Origin of the sequence: Nocardia sp. 852002-20019_SCH5090214, assembly GCF_001665865.1 — a bacterium.
GTDB lineage: Bacteria > Actinomycetota > Actinomycetes > Mycobacteriales > Mycobacteriaceae > Nocardia > Nocardia nova.
The window spans coordinates 1-15124 of the sequence record NZ_LZMK01000420.1; the positions used below are offsets into that span (position 1 = coordinate 1).

Consider the following 15124-nt stretch of genomic DNA (forward strand, 5'->3'; position numbering starts at 1 on the left):
ATCCCACGAACTCGGCCTCGGTGTCGGTCCCGGTCGCGGCCGCACGCACCAGCCGCCGCAGCCGATCACGCTCCGGCAGGTTGGGGGCGTGGGGGATCTCGGCGTGCCGAGGTCCCGCCGGATGCGCACTCACAATAATTCCTTCCTCACACGATGACCTGACCGACGGCGGTTCACATGCGCTCCGGGGCGGATACGCCCAGCAGCGCCAGACCGTTGGACAGCACCTGACGGGTGGCGTCGACCAGTTGCAGGCGGGCGGCGTTGACCGGCAGGACCGGGTCGTCGTTCTGCGGCAGGATCCGCAGCGTCTTGTTGGTCTGGAAGCGGTGGTAGGCGCCGGCCAGTTCCTCCAGATAACGGGCCACGCGGTGCGGTTCACGCAGGCTCGCCGCGCTCGCCACCACGGCCGGGAACTCGCCGAGGGTGCGGATCAGCTCCCCCTCCTCGTCGGCGGACAGCAGACCGAGATCCGGTGTGACACCGGCGAATCCGAAGTCCGTGGCGTTGCGGGCGACCGCACAGGTGCGGGCGTGCGCGTACTGCACGTAGTAGACCGGATTCTCACTGCTCTGCTTGGTCCACAGATCCAGGTCGATATCGATACTCGAGTTCACCGAACTGCGCACCAGCACGTAGCGGGCGGCGTCGACGCCGATCGCCTCGACCAGATCGTCGAGAGTGACGACCGTGCCGGCGCGCTTGCTCATCCGCACCGCCACACCGTCGCGCAACAGATTCACCATCTGGCCGATCAGCACCTCGACGGTGTCCGGATCGTCGCCGAACGCGGCCGCCGCCGCCTTCAACCGGCCGATGTAGCCGTGATGGTCGGCGCCGAGCATGTAGATGCAGAGGTCGAACCCGCGCGAGCGCTTGTTCTGGAAGTAGGCGATGTCGCCGCCGATATAGGCGGATTTGCCGTCGCTCTTGATGACGACGCGGTCCTTGTCGTCACCGTATTCGGTGCTGGCGATCCACCAGGCGCCGTCCTTCTCGTACAGGTTGCCCGAGGCCTTGAGCTGGTCGAGCGCCTTCTCGACGGCACCGGAGGCGAACAGCGAGCTCTCGTTGAAGTACACGTCGAAATCGGTGCCGAAATCGTGCAGCGTCTGCTTGATGTGGGCGAACATCAGCTCGACACCCTCGCGGCGGAACAGTTCGTGCCGCTCGTCCTCCGGCAGCGTCACCGCATCCGGATGCGCGGCGGTGATCTGGCCGGCGATATCGGAGATGTAGGCACCGGCGTAGCCGTTCTCCGGGGTGGGCGCGCCGGTGGCGGCGGCGACCAGCGATTCGGCGAAGCGGTCGATCTGCGCGCCGTGGTCGTTGAAGTAGTACTCGCGGGTCACGTCGGCGCCCTGAGCGGCCAGGATGCGGCCCAGCGCATCGCCGACCGAGGCCCAGCGGGTGCCGCCCAGATGGACCGGGCCGGTCGGATTGGCGGAGACGAACTCCAGGTTGATCTTGGTGCCGGCGAGCGTCTGTGCGGTGCCGTAGGCGGCGCCCGCGGCGCGGATCTGCTCCACGATGGCGCCCTGGGCGGCCGCGGCGAGACGGATGTTGAGGAAGCCCGGACCGGCCACATCGGCCGATTCGATGCCGTCGGTGGCGGCCAGCGCGTCGGCCAGCAGACCGGCCAGTTCGCGCGGATTCATTCCGGCCTTCTTGCCCACCTGCATGGCCACATTCGTGGCATAGTCTCCGTGTTCCGGATTACGGGGACGCTCCACCTTGACCTCGTCGGGCAGGACCGCAGGGTCGGATCCACGTTCGACGAGCACCTTCGCCGCGGTCGCACGAAGGAGTTCTGCAAGGTCAGCTGGAGTCACGAGTCTCTATCCTATGGTCCGAGCGGGTGTGCGCCGCCAGCGGGCACCTGCTCGGCGCACCCGGCATCCGGCACCGGCGGCCCCGGCCCGCCGCGCCCGTACCCCTCCGACATACCCGAAGAGAGCGCTACGCCGATGCCGAACACCAGCGCGAAATCAGCCAAGGCGATTCGTGCCGCCGCGAAATCCGCCCCCGGCGGGGCGTACAACGGTAATTCCAACCCGCCGAAGCACCGGCGTGTTCCCTGGGCGCTGGTCGGCGCGGTCGTGGTGATCGCCGCCTTGGTCGTCGCCCTGGTCGTCTATTTCGTCCCCAAATCGCGCCACCACGCCGACAAGGAGAAGGCCGTCCCGCCCACCGGTCAGATGGACGAACTCCCGGCCGGCATCCCCGGCATCCCTGCCATTCCCGGCATGCCGGGTGCGCCGATGCCGACGCGTTGATGCCGCGCCGCCGCGCAATCCCTGCTCGGACCTGTCTTTTGGCGCACGCCGTGTGATGCGATACGCTTTCCCCGCCCGATCGGACGACGTATCCACTGGTGTCGACCGGGTCCAATCCCCGCCCTCGTAGCTCAGGGGATAGAGCGTCTGCCTCCGGAGCAGAAGGCCGCAGGTTCGAATCCTGCCGAGGGCACAGAAAACAGACCCCTGACCAGCGATGCACTGGTCAGGGGCTTTTTTTTCGTCCACACCTTCTGCGCGCGCAGTTGTGGTCCGGACCGCTGGAGAATTCAGTAGCTCGCGTTGCCGGGGCGGCTCCCACACCCCATTCAGGACGGTCCGGTCGGGCCAGTAGGCACACAGTCCCGTTCGGGTTGTCGATTCCGGGGATGCTCGCGCGTCGGAGGGGTGTACGGCCCGAACGAGGGCCACGCCGACGAACGAAGGACATGCCATGACCACGACTCGAACCGACGACTCGGCCGCCATCGCGCAGATCTTGGCCGAGCAGTACAAGGCCTGGGCGGCCGGGGACGCCGACGCTTTCGTCGCGGACTACGCCGAGGACGCCACGGCGATCATGCCGGGGACCTATCGGCGCAGCCGGGCGGAGATCCGGCAGGGTATGGCGGACAGTTTCGCGACCGTTCTCGCGAACTCGACCGTCATCGACGACATCGGAGATATCCGATTCCTCGGCGCGGACCACGCCGTGGTGGTCAGCAGGGCCGCGATGCTGTTCGCCGGGGAAACCGACGTCCCCGCCGACCGGTACGTCAACGCGACCTGGATCCTGCACCGGCGCGACGGCAAGTGGACGGTTGCCGCGTACCACAACAGCCCCGCCGCGGCGCGCTAGCGGCTCGCCACTCACCCGAATCGAACGATCGACACCACCCCCACGATCACGCAGTACGCCGCGAACGGCAACAGGGTTCGAGTCTGGAAGTAGCGTTCGAGATAGCGCACGGCGAACCACGACGTGACACCGGACACCACCGCGCCGACGAGGATCGGCCCCCAGATCACCTCGGCGCGTGGGGATATCAGGTCCGGGAGGTCGACAATCCCGGCGCCGAAGATCGCGGGGGTGGCGAGGAGGAAGGCGAATTTGGCGGCGTGTTCGTGCTCCAGACCGCGCCAGAGACCGCCGACCATGGTGAGGCCGGCCCGGCTGAAGCCGGTGAGGAGGGCGCCGGCCTGAGCCAGGCCGATGCCGACCGCGTCCCGGGAGTCGAGGGCCGCCAAGCGGCGGTCCGATTGCGGGAGGGAAAGCGTTGTCGCCGTGCGAGTTCGGCCGTTCGCCTGGTTCAGGGCGAAGCGACGGCCGTATTCGGCGAGGGTGGGCTCGTTGCGGCGACGCAGCCCCTCGCCGACGACCAGCACCACGCCGTTGACGGTCAGAAAGGCCGCGGCGCACAACGGAGCCGCGAAGACATCGTGCAGGGGATGTTCGAGCAGCGGGCCGAGCACCGCGACCGGCACGGTCGCGACGATGATCAACCAGGCCAGCCGCTGCGGAACGGTATCCAGGCGCCGTGTCCGCACCATCTCGACGAATCCGACGATGATCGCGCACCAGTCGCGCCGGTAGTAGATCACCAGCGCGACCGCCGTCGCCACGTGCAGGGCGACGACGAACGCCAAATAGGTTGCGGCGGATTCGGTTCCGCCCCGGTCGGCCAGCGCTCCCCAGCGTCCACCCAGCCAGGCCGCCACGAGAACCGAATGTCCGAGACTGGAGATCGGGAACAGCTCGGTGAAACCCTGCACCGCGCCGATGACCATCGCTTCGAAATAGGTGAGCATCGCGACGAGTTTCGCACGGCAATCATAAAGGTTCCTGTGAGTCGAATCTCGGATAAGTCACTGCGCGACAATGAGTTTCGAATCGTCCGATATGCCCGAAGTTGATCTTGGATATCGAGGACGGCGGCCCTGGGGCATTTCCGAGGGCCGCCGTCCCGGCACTCACCGCTGCGTCCGTACGCTCCGAAATGTCGACGCCACAAGCAATGTCAGTACCGCGATCCCCGCCGCCGCGGCGAAGGCGGTCGTGATGCCGGAGACGAGCACATGCACGGCCGAGCCGGACGCGGCCCGGACAGCGGTGCCGAAGACCGTGACCAGCACCGCCAGCCCCAGCGCCGCACCGGTCTGCTGCAGCGTCTGCAGCGCACCGCCCGCCGCACCGGCCTCCTCAGGCGCCACATTCGCCATGATGATCACGTTCAGCGGCGAAAACGCCAGGCCGATACCGCATCCCATCAAGACCGTCGCCACCGCGAGCAGCGGGAAGTAACCGGTATCGGTATCGAGCAGGGTGAGCAGGACCAGTCCGGCGATCATCGCGGCCGTCCCCACCAGCGTCACCGGCTTGGGTCCGAAACGGGGCAGCAGGCGGGGAATCAGCCGGATCATGGTGAACATCGTCACCGCGGTCGGCAGAAAGGCGAAACCCGTTGCCAGCGCGCTCATTCCCCGCACTTCCTGCAGATACTGGGTGAGGAAGAAGAACATCGAGGTTCCCGCCATCGGGCCGAGGAACATATTCGCGTACGCGGCGGCGCGATTGCGGTCGGCGAACAGGTGCAGGGGCAGCAGCGGCTGGACGGCGCGGCGTTCGATGAGCAGGAACGCCACCAGTGCGACGACGCCGACCGTGAGCGACACATCGGTCGTCACATCGTCCCAGCCGTGCGCCGCGGCGCTGATGAAGCCGTAGACCAACGCGGCCACCGCACCCGTCGCGGTCACCGCTCCGGGGAGGTCGAGGTGCGCGCGACGGCGCGGCGCGTCGGGCAGATACCGCACCGCCAGCAGGGCCACCACCAGTCCGAACGGCACGTTGATGAACAGCACCGAGCGCCAGCTCAGCCACTGGGTCAGCAGCCCGCCCAGGATCAACCCGATCGCGAATCCCGCACTCGACATTCCGGAGAACAGGGCGAGCACCCGGACCCGCATCTTCGGATCGGCGAATGTGGTGGTGAGCAGGGCGAGAGTATTCGGTCCGGCCATCGCGCCGCCCAGGCCCTGCACGATGCGCGCGACGATCAGCCAGGCGGCCGACGGCGCCAGACCGCCGCCGAGGGAGGCGAGGGTGAAGAGCACGGTCCCGAGGATGAACAGGCGCCGGCGTCCGAACAGGTCACCGGCCCGGCCGCCGAGCAGCAGCAGCCCACCGAAGACCAGCGTGTAGGCGTTCATCACCCAGGACAGGCCGGTGGCGCTGAAGTGCAGATCGTGCTGAATGCGCGGCAGCGCCACATTCATGACGGTGATGTCGAGCACGATCATCAACTGGCAGGTCAGCAGCGTGACGAGCACGATGCCGGAGCGCAGGCGGCCGGGCGGTGCGCCGGCCTGCGCAGACGAGGAAAGCACGGAGGTAGAGGTCGTGGAGGTAGACAAGGAGGCTCCATCGGATGCGGAACTAAAACGGAGAATGTCTCCGTTTCCAATGGAGATAGCATATGGAGAAGTTCTCCGGTTACGCAAGACTAAGCGGAGAGTTCGTCCGTTTCCACTGGAGGAATCGTGAGCGCACCGTCGACACAGGGGTCCGGGCGCGCGGCGCCGCCGCGTCCGATGCGCGCGGATGCGCGGCGTAACTACGAGCGCATACTCGAATGCGCGCGCGAGGCGTTCGCCGAACACGGTCCCGAGGCGCCCCTCGACGAGGTCGCGCGCCGCGCCGCGGTGGGGCCGGGCACCCTCTACCGGCACTTTCCCAACCGGGACGCACTCATCGAGGCCGTCTACCGATCGAGCATCGAGGCGTTGGCCGAACTCGCCGCCGAACTGACCGAAACCCTCCCCCCGCTCGAGGCCCTGGAGCAGTGGTTCCGCGCCCAGGTGCGGTTCGTGATGGACAAACGCAGTCTGGCGGTGACCCTCAAGGCCGCCATCGACCGCGGATCGCAGACCTTCACGCTGTGCTCGAATCTGATCACCGACGCCGCGACCTCGGTCCTGCAACCCGCCCAGGACGCCGGGTTGATCCGCCCGGAGATCGAACCACGCGATCTGTTGCGCCTGGGCCACGGGATCGGCGTCGCGTGCGAGACATCACCCGATGCGGCCGAACGGCTGATCACGGTCACCCTGGCCGGCCTGCGGACCACCGGCTGAGCCGATATTCGATTGCCCGCCGCGATCGGTGGCCGTAGCCTCGCTCCGTTTTCCATTCATCCATTCGGAAGGGAGTGAACACGTGCAACCACTGACCGAACGCGAGATCCGCTCGTCGTTCGTGAACTGTTCCAAGGGCGAGGCCAAACGCATGCCGGTCCCCCGGGATCTCGACGCGCAACCGTGGGACGACCTGGACTTCTTCGGCTGGAACGATCGGTCGATGCCGGGCCGCGCCTATCTGGTGACCCCGCAGGACGATCGGCTGGTCGGCGTGGCCCTGCGCTACGAGACGGGCGTATCCGGCCGGGCCCAGCTGTGCTCGATCTGCCTGACCACGCATACCGGTAGCGGCGTGTCGCTGCTCACCGCGCACAAGGTCGGCGACTCCGGGCGGCGCGGTAATTCGATCGGCATCTACATGTGCACCGATCTCGCCTGTTCGCTGTACGCGCGCAACAAGAAGCGTCCGGCGCTGGGCAACCGCTACCGCGAGGATCTGACCGACGAGGAGAAGGCCGAGCGGGTGCGCACGAACCTGCGCGCATTCGTCGAGCGTCTCTACAGCTGACCGGCCAGGACAGCGCCCACCCGATCGAACGGAGGTAGATGCCGTGCGCCGACACTCGAGGACCGCGCCGCAGCCCTGATGCCCCGAGCCCGCCGGACTCGGGGCATTTTCATGTCCACCTCCGGACCACTCGGACCCTCACTTCGGCACCGACACCAGATACCGCTGCACCGTCGCACCGATCTCCGCGACGATCTCCTCGGCCGTCAACGCCACCACGGGCGGCAGACGCAGCACATAGCGGCACACCGCCAGTCCCAGAATCTGCGAGACCACCAATCCGGCTCGCCGCGGCGCGTCCGCGGGATCACCGACCCGGGTTACCATCGGCATCAGCTGTTCGGCGAAGACGCGTTGAAACCGTTGCGCCACAGCCTCGTCCGACACCGACGAACGCAGCAGGGTCAGCAGCAGTTCGTTACTCGGTGGCGTCTCCCAGAGTTCCAGGAACCGTCGCGCGACCGTCTCACCCAACTCGTCCTCGGCCACCGCCGCCAGATCCGGGAGGCCGAGATCGACGTCGAGCGCCGCGTCGAACAGGCCATCCTTGTTGCCGTAGTACCGCATCACCATCGACGGATCGATGCCGGCGTCGGCGGCGATGGCCCGAATGGTCGCCTTGGCGAATCCCTCGCGGGCGAAATGCCGGCGAGCCGCCTCCAGAATCGCCGCGCGGGTGACGTCCGAGCGGCGCGGCGCAGTTTCCTCACTCATGCCCACAACCGTAGGCCAACAACTGTTGACTTTCCAGCGGCCGCGACCTTATTCTTAAGTCAACAGCCGTTGGCCAACACCGGTTGGCAAACTGAGGGAGTAGCCATGAACAGCACCGTTCCCGCCACCGCCGCGGTCGTCATCGTCGGCGCCGGGCCCGCCGGGCTGACCGCCGCGATCGCGCTCGCCGATGCCGGCGCCGACGTGGTTCTGCTGGATCGGCTGGCCGCCGGGGCGAACACATCCCGCGCCGCGGTGGTCCATGCCCGGACCTTGGAGGTCCTCGACGGATTCGGCATCGCCGCGGACCTGCACGATCGCGGCCTGGAGGTACCGCGCTTCGTCATGTATGAAGGCACCGATCGGCTGACCACCATCGATTTCTCCGGGCTGCCCACACCGTTCCCCTACACGCTGATGATCGGCCAGGAGACGACCGAGGCGGTCCTGCTCGACCGGCTGCAGCGGGCGGGCGGAACGGTTCTGCGGCCCGTCGAGGTCACCGCGGTAATGCCGGGCGAGGAGGCGGTCACCGTCGAATTCACCGATGCCGCAGGGGAATCCGGGTCGATCCGGGCCGGCTACGTCATCGGGGCGGACGGGATGCACAGCCGGGTCCGCGAGGCGGCGGGAATCGGATTCACCGGCGCCACCTATCCGGAATCGTTCGTCCTCGCGGATGTGCGGATGGACTGGCCCGCGCCCCGCGACGAAGTATCGCTGCACGTCTCACCGGAGGGCATCACCGTCGTCGCGCCGCTGCCGGACCCCGAGCACGATCGTTTCCGCATCGTCGCCACCGTCGCCGAAGCACCCGAACAGCCCACCCGCGCGCAAGTGCAGGCGCTGCTCGATGCCCGCTGCCCCGGCGCCACGGTGCGAGAGGTGTTGTGGAGCTCGCGTTTCCGCGTACATCACCGCGTGGCCGACCGGTACCGCGCCGGGCGGATTCTGCTGGCCGGAGACGCCGCACACGTGCACAGCCCCGCCGGCGGGCAGGGAATGAACACCGGCATTCAGGACGCCGCCCTACTGGGCACGCTGCTGGCCCGGGTCCTGCGCGGTGAACCCGACACGCTGCTCGACGAGTACGAGCGCACGCGCCGCCCGGTCGCGCTGGACGTGGTCGCCTTCACCGATCGCATGACCCGGATGGCGACCCTGCGCCCGCGCCCGGCCCGCCTGCTGCGCAATACCGCGATCCGCCTCGTCACCCGCGTTCCGGCGGTGCGCACGACGCTGGCCTACCGGCTCGCCGAACTCGCCAACCGGTGACATGCGCTCAGGCGCAGGCCAATCCGAACTCCGCCGTCGCGGTCCGGCCGGCCACCACATCGACCTTCTCGGCGGTGTCGGTGGCCAACCGGCATCCCATCGGCACCGACGTCACCTGCACTTGATAGCAGTCGGCGGCGACATCCTGGTGGGCCTTGCCGTCGCGGCCGGTGGTCAGGGTCGCCAGCACCGAACCGGCCTGACAGGTGGTGATGCCCGCGGCGAGGCCGGCGGCGGCGTACTTCTCGGGACCGTGGGTGGCCACCACCTCGATCGTGCCGTTGGTGCCGTGGTCGGCAGCCGCGGGCGCGGACGCGGGCGCCGATGTACCCGCCGGTGCGCGGTCGGCCTCGGCGGAGCAGGCGAGCGCGGGCAGTACAGCGGCACACAGCGTCATCGCGAACAGTATGCGGCGCACCTGGTCTCCTCTCACCGGATGAATGTCGCTCTCACTGTAGGCGACCGACCCGTCCGGACCGTCGCACATGCGCGGCGATCCGGCATCCGATTCGGTCCCGGTGAGCGGGACCGGGTTCGGCGAATCGCGAGTGTCGCGCGGTAGACGGAATTACCGTCGTCGCAGCCGAACGCAGTTCCCCGAAAGGATCCGGCATGAAATTGATGTACGCCCTCTGGGGGCCGGATCTCGCGGATATCCTCCACGCGCCGGATTTCCACCGGCGGCTGGCCGCCGCGGGGGCGACCGAACTGCAGGTCAACATCGGCGATGCCGACGTCGCCGCCGCACAACTGCGGGTGAGCAGCTACGACGAACCGGTCGCCGCGATCGTCGCCGTCTGGAGCGAAGGGCAGAACGGGCCGATCACCGATGTGCTCAGCGGCGTCGCCGAGCGGATCAACGGCTGGATCGTGGAAGAACGCGAACCGCTCACCACCGCGCGGCCCCCGGACGGAACCCGCTACGACGCACTGGCCAATATCGCGCTGCTGCGAATTCCGAAGGAACTGAGCCGCGCCGAATGGCTGCACAACTGGCAGGATCGCCATACGACAGTGGCGATCGAAACCCAGGCCACCTTCGGTTATGTGCAGAACACGGTGGTCGCCGCGGTGACTCCGGGGCCGCGGGTGGACGCGCTGGTCGAGGAACTGTTCCCGATGGATGCGATGACCGACCAGCACGCGTTCTGGGGCAGCGGTGGTGACGACGCGGAGTTGCAGCGCCGCGCCGGTCGCATGATGGCCAGCGTCGCGACCTTCGGCGCCGATCGCGACCTCGACGTCATCCCTACCAGCAGGTACCGCTACGACCTGACCGCCTCGTAGCGGATCAGAGCAGCCCCGCGTCGCGCATCAGCGCCTCGACCCTCACCGGGTCGAGGTCGCTCGGATTCACGCGCGGCGGGTCCAGTGAATCCAGCGGCGGCAGCGCCGGGTCGGCGGGTACGCCGGGGGCCACCGGATACTCCATGGCCGCCCCGCCGCTGAGCAGACCCTGACCGGCCGCGGCCGTCACGAATCGCACGAAACGCTGCGCGTCGGCGGCGTGCCGGCTCGATTTCAGCACGGCCGCACCGGACAGCGAGAGGTATCCGCCCGGATCGCCGCCGCGGAAATAATGCGGCACCGAGGGACCGGTGATCCGCTCGGGCGCGAGCTGCGCGCGGTACCAGTCGGTGGCGAAGACCAGCGCGCCGCCGACCCCGCCCGCGCCGACGGATTTCAGTGCGGCGAAACCGTTCGGCGCGACGGACGCGTTGTCCTTCACCCCGTGCAGCCACGCGCGCGTGGCGTTCTCGCCGTCGAGTTCCAGCAGCGCCGCGACGATCGCCTGGAAATCCGCGCCGTGCGGATCCGTGGTCCAGCGGCCGTGCCACTGTGGCTGTTGCAGGTCCAGCAACCCGGCGGGCAGCTCGGCGGGCGGAATCTCGGCCGGATGGACAACGAAAGCGGTTGCACGCGCGGCGATTCCGGTCCAGTGACCCGAATTCGGGCGGAACCGTTCCGGCACCTGCGCGAGGGTGGCGGGATCGAGGTCGGCGAACAGCCCGGCGCGTTCGATCCGGGCCATGGCCGGCGAATTCTCGGTGACAACCACATCGGCGGGCGATCGATCCCCCTCGGCCAGCACCTGGTCGGCGACTTCGGCATCGGCGCCGTCGCGCAGCGTCACCCGGATTCCGGTCTGCTCGGTGAAAAGGTCGGCCCACTGCCGGGTCAGGCGTTGATCGTGCGCGTTGTAGACCACGATCTCCGGCGCGTCCGACGACGCCGAACAGGCGGTGACCAGCGCCGAGGCGGCCAGCGCCACCACGCCGAGCACGAGTTTCCATCGGGTACGTTCGTGCTGCTGCGCCGTTGCCATGGACCGTCCTTCCGATCGGAAATTGCGCCGAGGCGACCGGCTAGCCAACCTACCGCGTGGGTTAGCGACACGAAACGCGGTATGGCGCCGATCTGGGTAGGGTCGGCTTCGGATCGGAACCGACCACCTCCGAGGGAGCGACGATGACCTGCTGCGGGCCGAATCGCCGCCGGCTGCTCGCGGCTCTGGCCGCGGCGGCCGCCGCACCGCTCGTACTCCCGGGTTCGGCTCGGGCCCAGGCTGATTCACTGCGCGCGACCGATCTCGAGGTGGTCACGATCACCGACACGTCGGCGATCATCACCTGGACGACCCTCGGCGTCGATGCGTCGGGAACCCCGGTACCGGTCGATGCGGGCACCGAAATCCGGTTGGCTCCCGCGGATTCCACCGGCCCCGCCCGGACGGTTGCCGTGGCGGGCGCCGATCGGACGCCGTATCACTACGCGCAGATCGACGGTCTGGAACCGGGGCGGCGGTATCGATTCGAGGCATGGTCGGACGGCGTGCGGGCGGTACCGGCGCCGGAGCTGGTCACCCATCTGCCGGACGCACCCGAATGCACCGGCGAATTCACCACTCTGGTCGCTCCCCCGGGCCGGCTGCTGCGCACCCTCGCTCTCTGCAACGACGTGCACATCGGTGAGCAGACCAGCGGCATCATCGCCGCCGGCCTGCCACCGGGTGTGCGGCAGGAACCGGGACTGCCGCCCTACCCCGAGGTGATGCTGGGGGCGTTGCTCGACGATCTACGCCTACCGGATCGCGGCGCCGACCATCTGATCCTGGCCGGTGATCTGACCGCGGAAGCTACTCCCGAGCAGACCCGGACCGTACGAAACCGGCTGGACGCCTGGGGAATCGAGGGACGGGACTGGTTCGCCGCGCGCGGCAATCACGACCGGCCGCATACCGGCGCCGACTACGCCGCCTGCCCGACGGTGACCGCCGATCACCACGACTGCTGGGGCGAATCCTTCCTTCCCCCGGAACAATTCAGCGAGCACCGGCTCGGCGGGTTGCGGCTGATCGGGCTCGACACCACCGAACTCGACGGATCCGGGGGCAGTATCGGTCCCGGGCAATTCGATCGCCTGCGGGAATCACTGAACCGCGACCCCGATCGGCCGACGGTCGTCTTCGGACATCATCCGGTCACCGCGGAATCGGGCCTGACCAATCTCGCCGGGCCGAATTTCGTGCTGAATCGATCGGACGCGCTCACCCTGCAACAGCTGTATCAAGCGACGCCCGGGGTGTTCTTCCACCATGCGGGCCATACCCACCGCAATCGCCGCACCCGGCCCGACATCCCGCTCCGGGTGGAATTTCTGGAAGTGGGCGCGGTGAAGGAGTATCCGGGTGGCTACACCCTGCTGCGCCTCTACGAGGGCGGCTACATGGTCAATTTCTACAAAACCCGCACCCCGGACGCGCGGCGGTGGAGCACCCGCAGCCGGGCCGAATATCTCGGGTTGATGCCCGAATACACACTGGGCAGCACCGCCGATCGCAACCACGTTGTCCTCGGTGATCTTTCGGGACTGTCCTGAATTACCGATTCGGCGACTCCGGACCGCAGCGTGGGAGCGGACGGGCAAATACACTCGGCGGTATGGCCGCACCTCGCCCGCTTCCGCTGGACCCCATCGAAGAGGCCCACCGCCAGTGGACCTCGCACGGCTGGGGCGATGTCGCCGACGGGATGGCGGCGGTGACCTCCCTGGTGCGTGCCCAGCAGATCGTGATGGCCCGGGTGGACGAGGCACTGCGCCCGTCGGGACTGACGTTCTCCCGCTACGAACTGCTGACGCTGCTCAGCTTCAGCAAGACCGGGGCCCTGCCGATGGCGACGGCCAGCGCCCGGCTGCAGGTTCACCCGACGAGTGTGACCAATACCGTCGATCGGCTCGAAGCCGCCCAACTGGTCAAACGAGTACCACACCCCAGCGACCGCCGGGCAACCCTGATCGAGATCACGGCCGCCGGACGCGATCTGGCGGCGGCGGCCACCCGGGAGTTGAACGAGAAGGTCTTCGCCCGGCCGGGGCTGCCCCCGGAGCGTCTCCACCTGCTGCTGCAGTTGCTGGCGGAGTTCCGGCGCGAGGCGGGGGACTTCGACAGCGGCGACACACCGACTCGCTGGGCCTGACCACCGGGTTGCCGGCATTTCCGGCAGCGACATCCCGGGGCGCTGCCTTCCCATCGGCAGCCGAAAGGTTCACCATGGACGCCATGGTGCTGGTCCTGGGCGTGTCGGCGGGCGCTGGTGGCGCGCGCGCCATGCTCACCCACTCCGATCAGCCCCATCTGCCGCCGATCGATCGCTGCGTGGTCGCTCGTCGCGCGGGAGCCGGGGTCGAGGAGCCGGTCTTCCAGGCCATCGACGCGATGCGGGCCTCCGCGGCCGACCGCGACGAATTCGTCACCGGCATCGCCGTCACCTCACGCTGCGCCCTGCATGCCGAGGCCATCCGGGCCGCGGCCGGACGCAGCCGGCTCACCATCATCGACGAACCGCCGGCCCAGCTGCGCTATCTGCGGTTCAGCGGACAGCTGCCCGACGAGGGTGCGGTGCTGCTCTACGACCTCGGCAGCTCCGGGCTCACCCTCACCGAGGCCGATTGCCGCACCCAGGCCATTCTGGCCGGTAAGCGCAGCACCCTCCTGGGCGGCGACGGCCACGACGCCCTGCTGCGCTGGCATCTCGCGCACGGTGGTGTCGAGATCGACAATGCCACCGGGCGCGAATACAAGGAACAGCTCAGCGGCACCCGGGTGGTGACCGCCGGCGATCCCCGCTCGGGCATGCGAATCGTGGTGACCCGCAGCGACTTCCACGATCTGGTCGTGGCCGGAATCCACCATTCGGTGTCGTATGTGCGGCAGTTGATCGAGGAGACCGGGGTCCCGCCGCGGGCGGTGGCGCTGCTCGGCGGCTGCACACGCAGCCCGAGTATCCGCGAGTCGCTCGAGCAGCTGCTGGATCTGCCGGTGATCTACGATCCGGAGCCCGATTTCGTCTCCGCTCGGGGCGCGGTACTGATGGCCACCGAACAACCGTCGGCGCGCCGGGTACGCGGTATCCGATTCACCCCGCCGCAGTGCGGATCGGCGGCCTCGACGCCGCGACCGGCGGTATCGCGGCGCAAGGTGGTCGCGGCGCTGGCGGTGACCGCGGCGCTCGGCGCGACGGTCACCGGCTTGCTGGTCACCGGGCACGATGCGGCGCGGCCCGCGCACGACGGCACACCGGCACGTCCCGTGGAGGTCGCGGGCAGCAGTGCCGAACCCCCACCCGGGAAGTGACGGCGGATCATCCGTCCAGTTTGACGGTCGCCTTCTCCGCGTCCGTCGCCCCGGCGCACGGGTCCGGGGTGGCGAGGCGGGAGCGGTTCTGCACCCAGTAGGTGACAGTCCCGGAATCGGCGGCCGAGACCCCGCAACTGCCGGGATCCCGGGGATCGTGCCAGATGAGCCCACCGAAACTGCCGATCACCAGATGCTCGGTGCGGTAGCCGAGCGCCGCGGCGACCTGGCCGTCGCGCAACAGCGAGTCCCGCGCGAACCAGGCGTAGGTGATATCGACGACGCCGCCGTCCGGGTAGTTGCCCTCCCAGGCACAGACGGTCGGTCCGCCCTCGCGGTGAACGGCGGTGGCGTGCACCAGATTCGCGATCTCGGCATCGGTTTCCGGACCGCACCCCTGCAGGAGTTCGTCCTCGGCCTGCACCGGCCGCTGCGCGGGCGTCGGCCCCGAGGAACATCCGGCCGCGGCGGCGATCAAGGCCACCGCGACGAGGAGCCGGCGGGCTCGGCGCATCGTCG

General features: G+C 68.6%; 16 protein-coding genes and 1 tRNA gene. 10 read left to right on the forward strand and 7 right to left on the reverse strand.

The features are described from left to right. Positions 1 to 173: 173 nt before the first annotated feature. The gene (argS, locus tag A5780_RS35510; RefSeq protein WP_063015843.1) at positions 174 to 1832 is read right to left on the reverse strand and encodes an arginine--tRNA ligase; all 1659 of its coding nucleotides are present in this window, start codon (positions 1830 to 1832) and stop codon (positions 174 to 176) included. A gap of 135 nt (positions 1833 to 1967) precedes the next feature. Here argS and A5780_RS35515 point away from each other — a divergent pair, with 135 nt between their 5' ends. The 3 genes from A5780_RS35515 to A5780_RS35525 all read left to right on the forward strand — a co-directional run bounded on the left by A5780_RS35515 (position 1968) and on the right by A5780_RS35525 (position 3135). Beyond that, on the forward strand, positions 1968 to 2276 hold the full coding sequence (locus A5780_RS35515) for a hypothetical protein (RefSeq protein WP_063015844.1): 309 nt from the start codon (positions 1968 to 1970) through the stop codon (positions 2274 to 2276). 120 nt (positions 2277 to 2396) lie between these two features. Then, a tRNA-Arg gene (locus A5780_RS35520) sits at positions 2397 to 2469 on the forward strand. A 261-nt stretch (positions 2470 to 2730) separates the two neighbouring features. Next, positions 2731 to 3135, forward strand: a complete 405-nt coding sequence (locus tag A5780_RS35525) for an SgcJ/EcaC family oxidoreductase (protein ID WP_064911224.1) — start codon at positions 2731 to 2733, stop codon at positions 3133 to 3135. An 11-nt stretch (positions 3136 to 3146) separates the two neighbouring features. Here A5780_RS35525 and A5780_RS35530 read toward each other — a convergent pair whose 3' ends face one another. Continuing rightward, complete coding sequence (locus A5780_RS35530; protein WP_063015846.1) at positions 3147 to 4085, reverse strand: undecaprenyl-diphosphate phosphatase; 939 nt, start codon at positions 4083 to 4085, stop codon at positions 3147 to 3149. A gap of 162 nt (positions 4086 to 4247) precedes the next feature. Beyond that, the gene (locus A5780_RS35535; RefSeq protein WP_231983203.1) at positions 4248 to 5690 is read right to left on the reverse strand and encodes an MFS transporter; all 1443 of its coding nucleotides are present in this window, start codon (positions 5688 to 5690) and stop codon (positions 4248 to 4250) included. Positions 5691 to 5816: 126 nt separating this feature from the next. Here A5780_RS35535 and A5780_RS35540 point away from each other — a divergent pair, with 126 nt between their 5' ends. Then, positions 5817 to 6410 carry a TetR/AcrR family transcriptional regulator gene (locus A5780_RS35540; protein WP_227462901.1) on the forward strand — a complete coding sequence of 198 codons (594 nt, stop codon included), beginning with the start codon at positions 5817 to 5819 and terminating at the stop codon, positions 6408 to 6410. Positions 6411 to 6492: 82 nt separating this feature from the next. Continuing rightward, positions 6493 to 6981 carry an FBP domain-containing protein gene (locus tag A5780_RS35545; RefSeq protein ID WP_063015849.1) on the forward strand — a complete coding sequence of 163 codons (489 nt, stop codon included), beginning with the start codon at positions 6493 to 6495 and terminating at the stop codon, positions 6979 to 6981. Between the two features lie 138 nt (positions 6982 to 7119). Here A5780_RS35545 and A5780_RS35550 read toward each other — a convergent pair whose 3' ends face one another. Further along, on the reverse strand, positions 7120 to 7695 hold the full coding sequence (locus A5780_RS35550; protein ID WP_174555003.1) for a TetR family transcriptional regulator: 576 nt from the start codon (positions 7693 to 7695) through the stop codon (positions 7120 to 7122). A 105-nt stretch (positions 7696 to 7800) separates the two neighbouring features. Between A5780_RS35550 and A5780_RS35555 the strand changes: the two genes are divergently transcribed. Then, positions 7801 to 8970: an NAD(P)/FAD-dependent oxidoreductase gene (locus A5780_RS35555; protein ID WP_064911225.1), complete on the forward strand. Its 1170-nt coding sequence runs from the start codon at positions 7801 to 7803 to the stop codon at positions 8968 to 8970. Positions 8971 to 8977: 7 nt separating this feature from the next. Here A5780_RS35555 and A5780_RS35560 read toward each other — a convergent pair whose 3' ends face one another. Continuing rightward, a complete protein-coding gene (locus A5780_RS35560; protein WP_146098777.1) occupies positions 8978 to 9388 on the reverse strand; it encodes a hypothetical protein in 411 nt (136 codons plus the stop codon). Positions 9389 to 9582: 194 nt separating this feature from the next. On the opposite strand from A5780_RS35560, the gene A5780_RS35565 reads away from it, so the two are divergent. Next, positions 9583 to 10257 (forward strand): hypothetical protein, encoded by a 675-nt coding sequence (locus tag A5780_RS35565; protein WP_063015853.1) that lies wholly within the window; start codon positions 9583 to 9585, stop codon positions 10255 to 10257. Positions 10258 to 10261: 4 nt separating this feature from the next. Here A5780_RS35565 and A5780_RS35570 read toward each other — a convergent pair whose 3' ends face one another. Continuing rightward, positions 10262 to 11296: an extracellular solute-binding protein gene (locus A5780_RS35570; protein WP_064911226.1), complete on the reverse strand. Its 1035-nt coding sequence runs from the start codon at positions 11294 to 11296 to the stop codon at positions 10262 to 10264. Positions 11297 to 11439: 143 nt separating this feature from the next. Between A5780_RS35570 and A5780_RS35575 the strand changes: the two genes are divergently transcribed. From A5780_RS35575 to A5780_RS35585, 3 genes are all read left to right on the forward strand, one after another. Further along, positions 11440 to 12849 carry a metallophosphoesterase gene (locus A5780_RS35575; RefSeq protein WP_064911227.1) on the forward strand — a complete coding sequence of 470 codons (1410 nt, stop codon included), beginning with the start codon at positions 11440 to 11442 and terminating at the stop codon, positions 12847 to 12849. A gap of 62 nt (positions 12850 to 12911) precedes the next feature. Further along, a complete protein-coding gene (locus A5780_RS35580) occupies positions 12912 to 13448 on the forward strand; it encodes a MarR family winged helix-turn-helix transcriptional regulator (RefSeq protein WP_030518305.1) in 537 nt (178 codons plus the stop codon). Positions 13449 to 13522: 74 nt separating this feature from the next. Next, entirely contained in the window at positions 13523 to 14605 is a 1083-nt protein-coding gene (locus A5780_RS35585) for an Hsp70 family protein (protein WP_063015856.1), read from the forward strand. A 7-nt stretch (positions 14606 to 14612) separates the two neighbouring features. Here the strand turns inward: A5780_RS35585 and A5780_RS35590 are convergent, their stop codons facing one another. Next, positions 14613 to 15119: a DUF3558 family protein gene (locus A5780_RS35590; RefSeq protein WP_064911263.1), complete on the reverse strand. Its 507-nt coding sequence runs from the start codon at positions 15117 to 15119 to the stop codon at positions 14613 to 14615. Positions 15120 to 15124: the final 5 nt, after the last annotated feature.

Coding starts and splice junctions, on each gene's coding strand:
- A5780_RS35585 (WP_063015856.1), top strand. CDS start 13,523: ATGGACGCCATGGTGCTGGTCCTGGGCGTGTCGGCGGGCGCTGGTGGC.
- A5780_RS35515 (WP_063015844.1), top strand. CDS start 1,968: ATGCCGAACACCAGCGCGAAATCAGCCAAGGCGATTCGTGCCGCCGCG.
- A5780_RS35565 (WP_063015853.1), top strand. CDS start 9,583: ATGAAATTGATGTACGCCCTCTGGGGGCCGGATCTCGCGGATATCCTC.
- A5780_RS35550 (WP_174555003.1), bottom strand. CDS start 7,695: ATGAGTGAGGAAACTGCGCCGCGCCGCTCGGACGTCACCCGCGCGGCG.
- A5780_RS35555 (WP_064911225.1), top strand. CDS start 7,801: ATGAACAGCACCGTTCCCGCCACCGCCGCGGTCGTCATCGTCGGCGCC.
- A5780_RS35580 (WP_030518305.1), top strand. CDS start 12,912: ATGGCCGCACCTCGCCCGCTTCCGCTGGACCCCATCGAAGAGGCCCAC.
- A5780_RS35530 (WP_063015846.1), bottom strand. CDS start 4,085: ATGCTCACCTATTTCGAAGCGATGGTCATCGGCGCGGTGCAGGGTTTC.
- A5780_RS35525 (WP_064911224.1), top strand. CDS start 2,731: ATGACCACGACTCGAACCGACGACTCGGCCGCCATCGCGCAGATCTTG.
- A5780_RS35570 (WP_064911226.1), bottom strand. CDS start 11,296: ATGGCAACGGCGCAGCAGCACGAACGTACCCGATGGAAACTCGTGCTC.
- A5780_RS35590 (WP_064911263.1), bottom strand. CDS start 15,119: ATGCGCCGAGCCCGCCGGCTCCTCGTCGCGGTGGCCTTGATCGCCGCC.
- A5780_RS35575 (WP_064911227.1), top strand. CDS start 11,440: ATGACCTGCTGCGGGCCGAATCGCCGCCGGCTGCTCGCGGCTCTGGCC.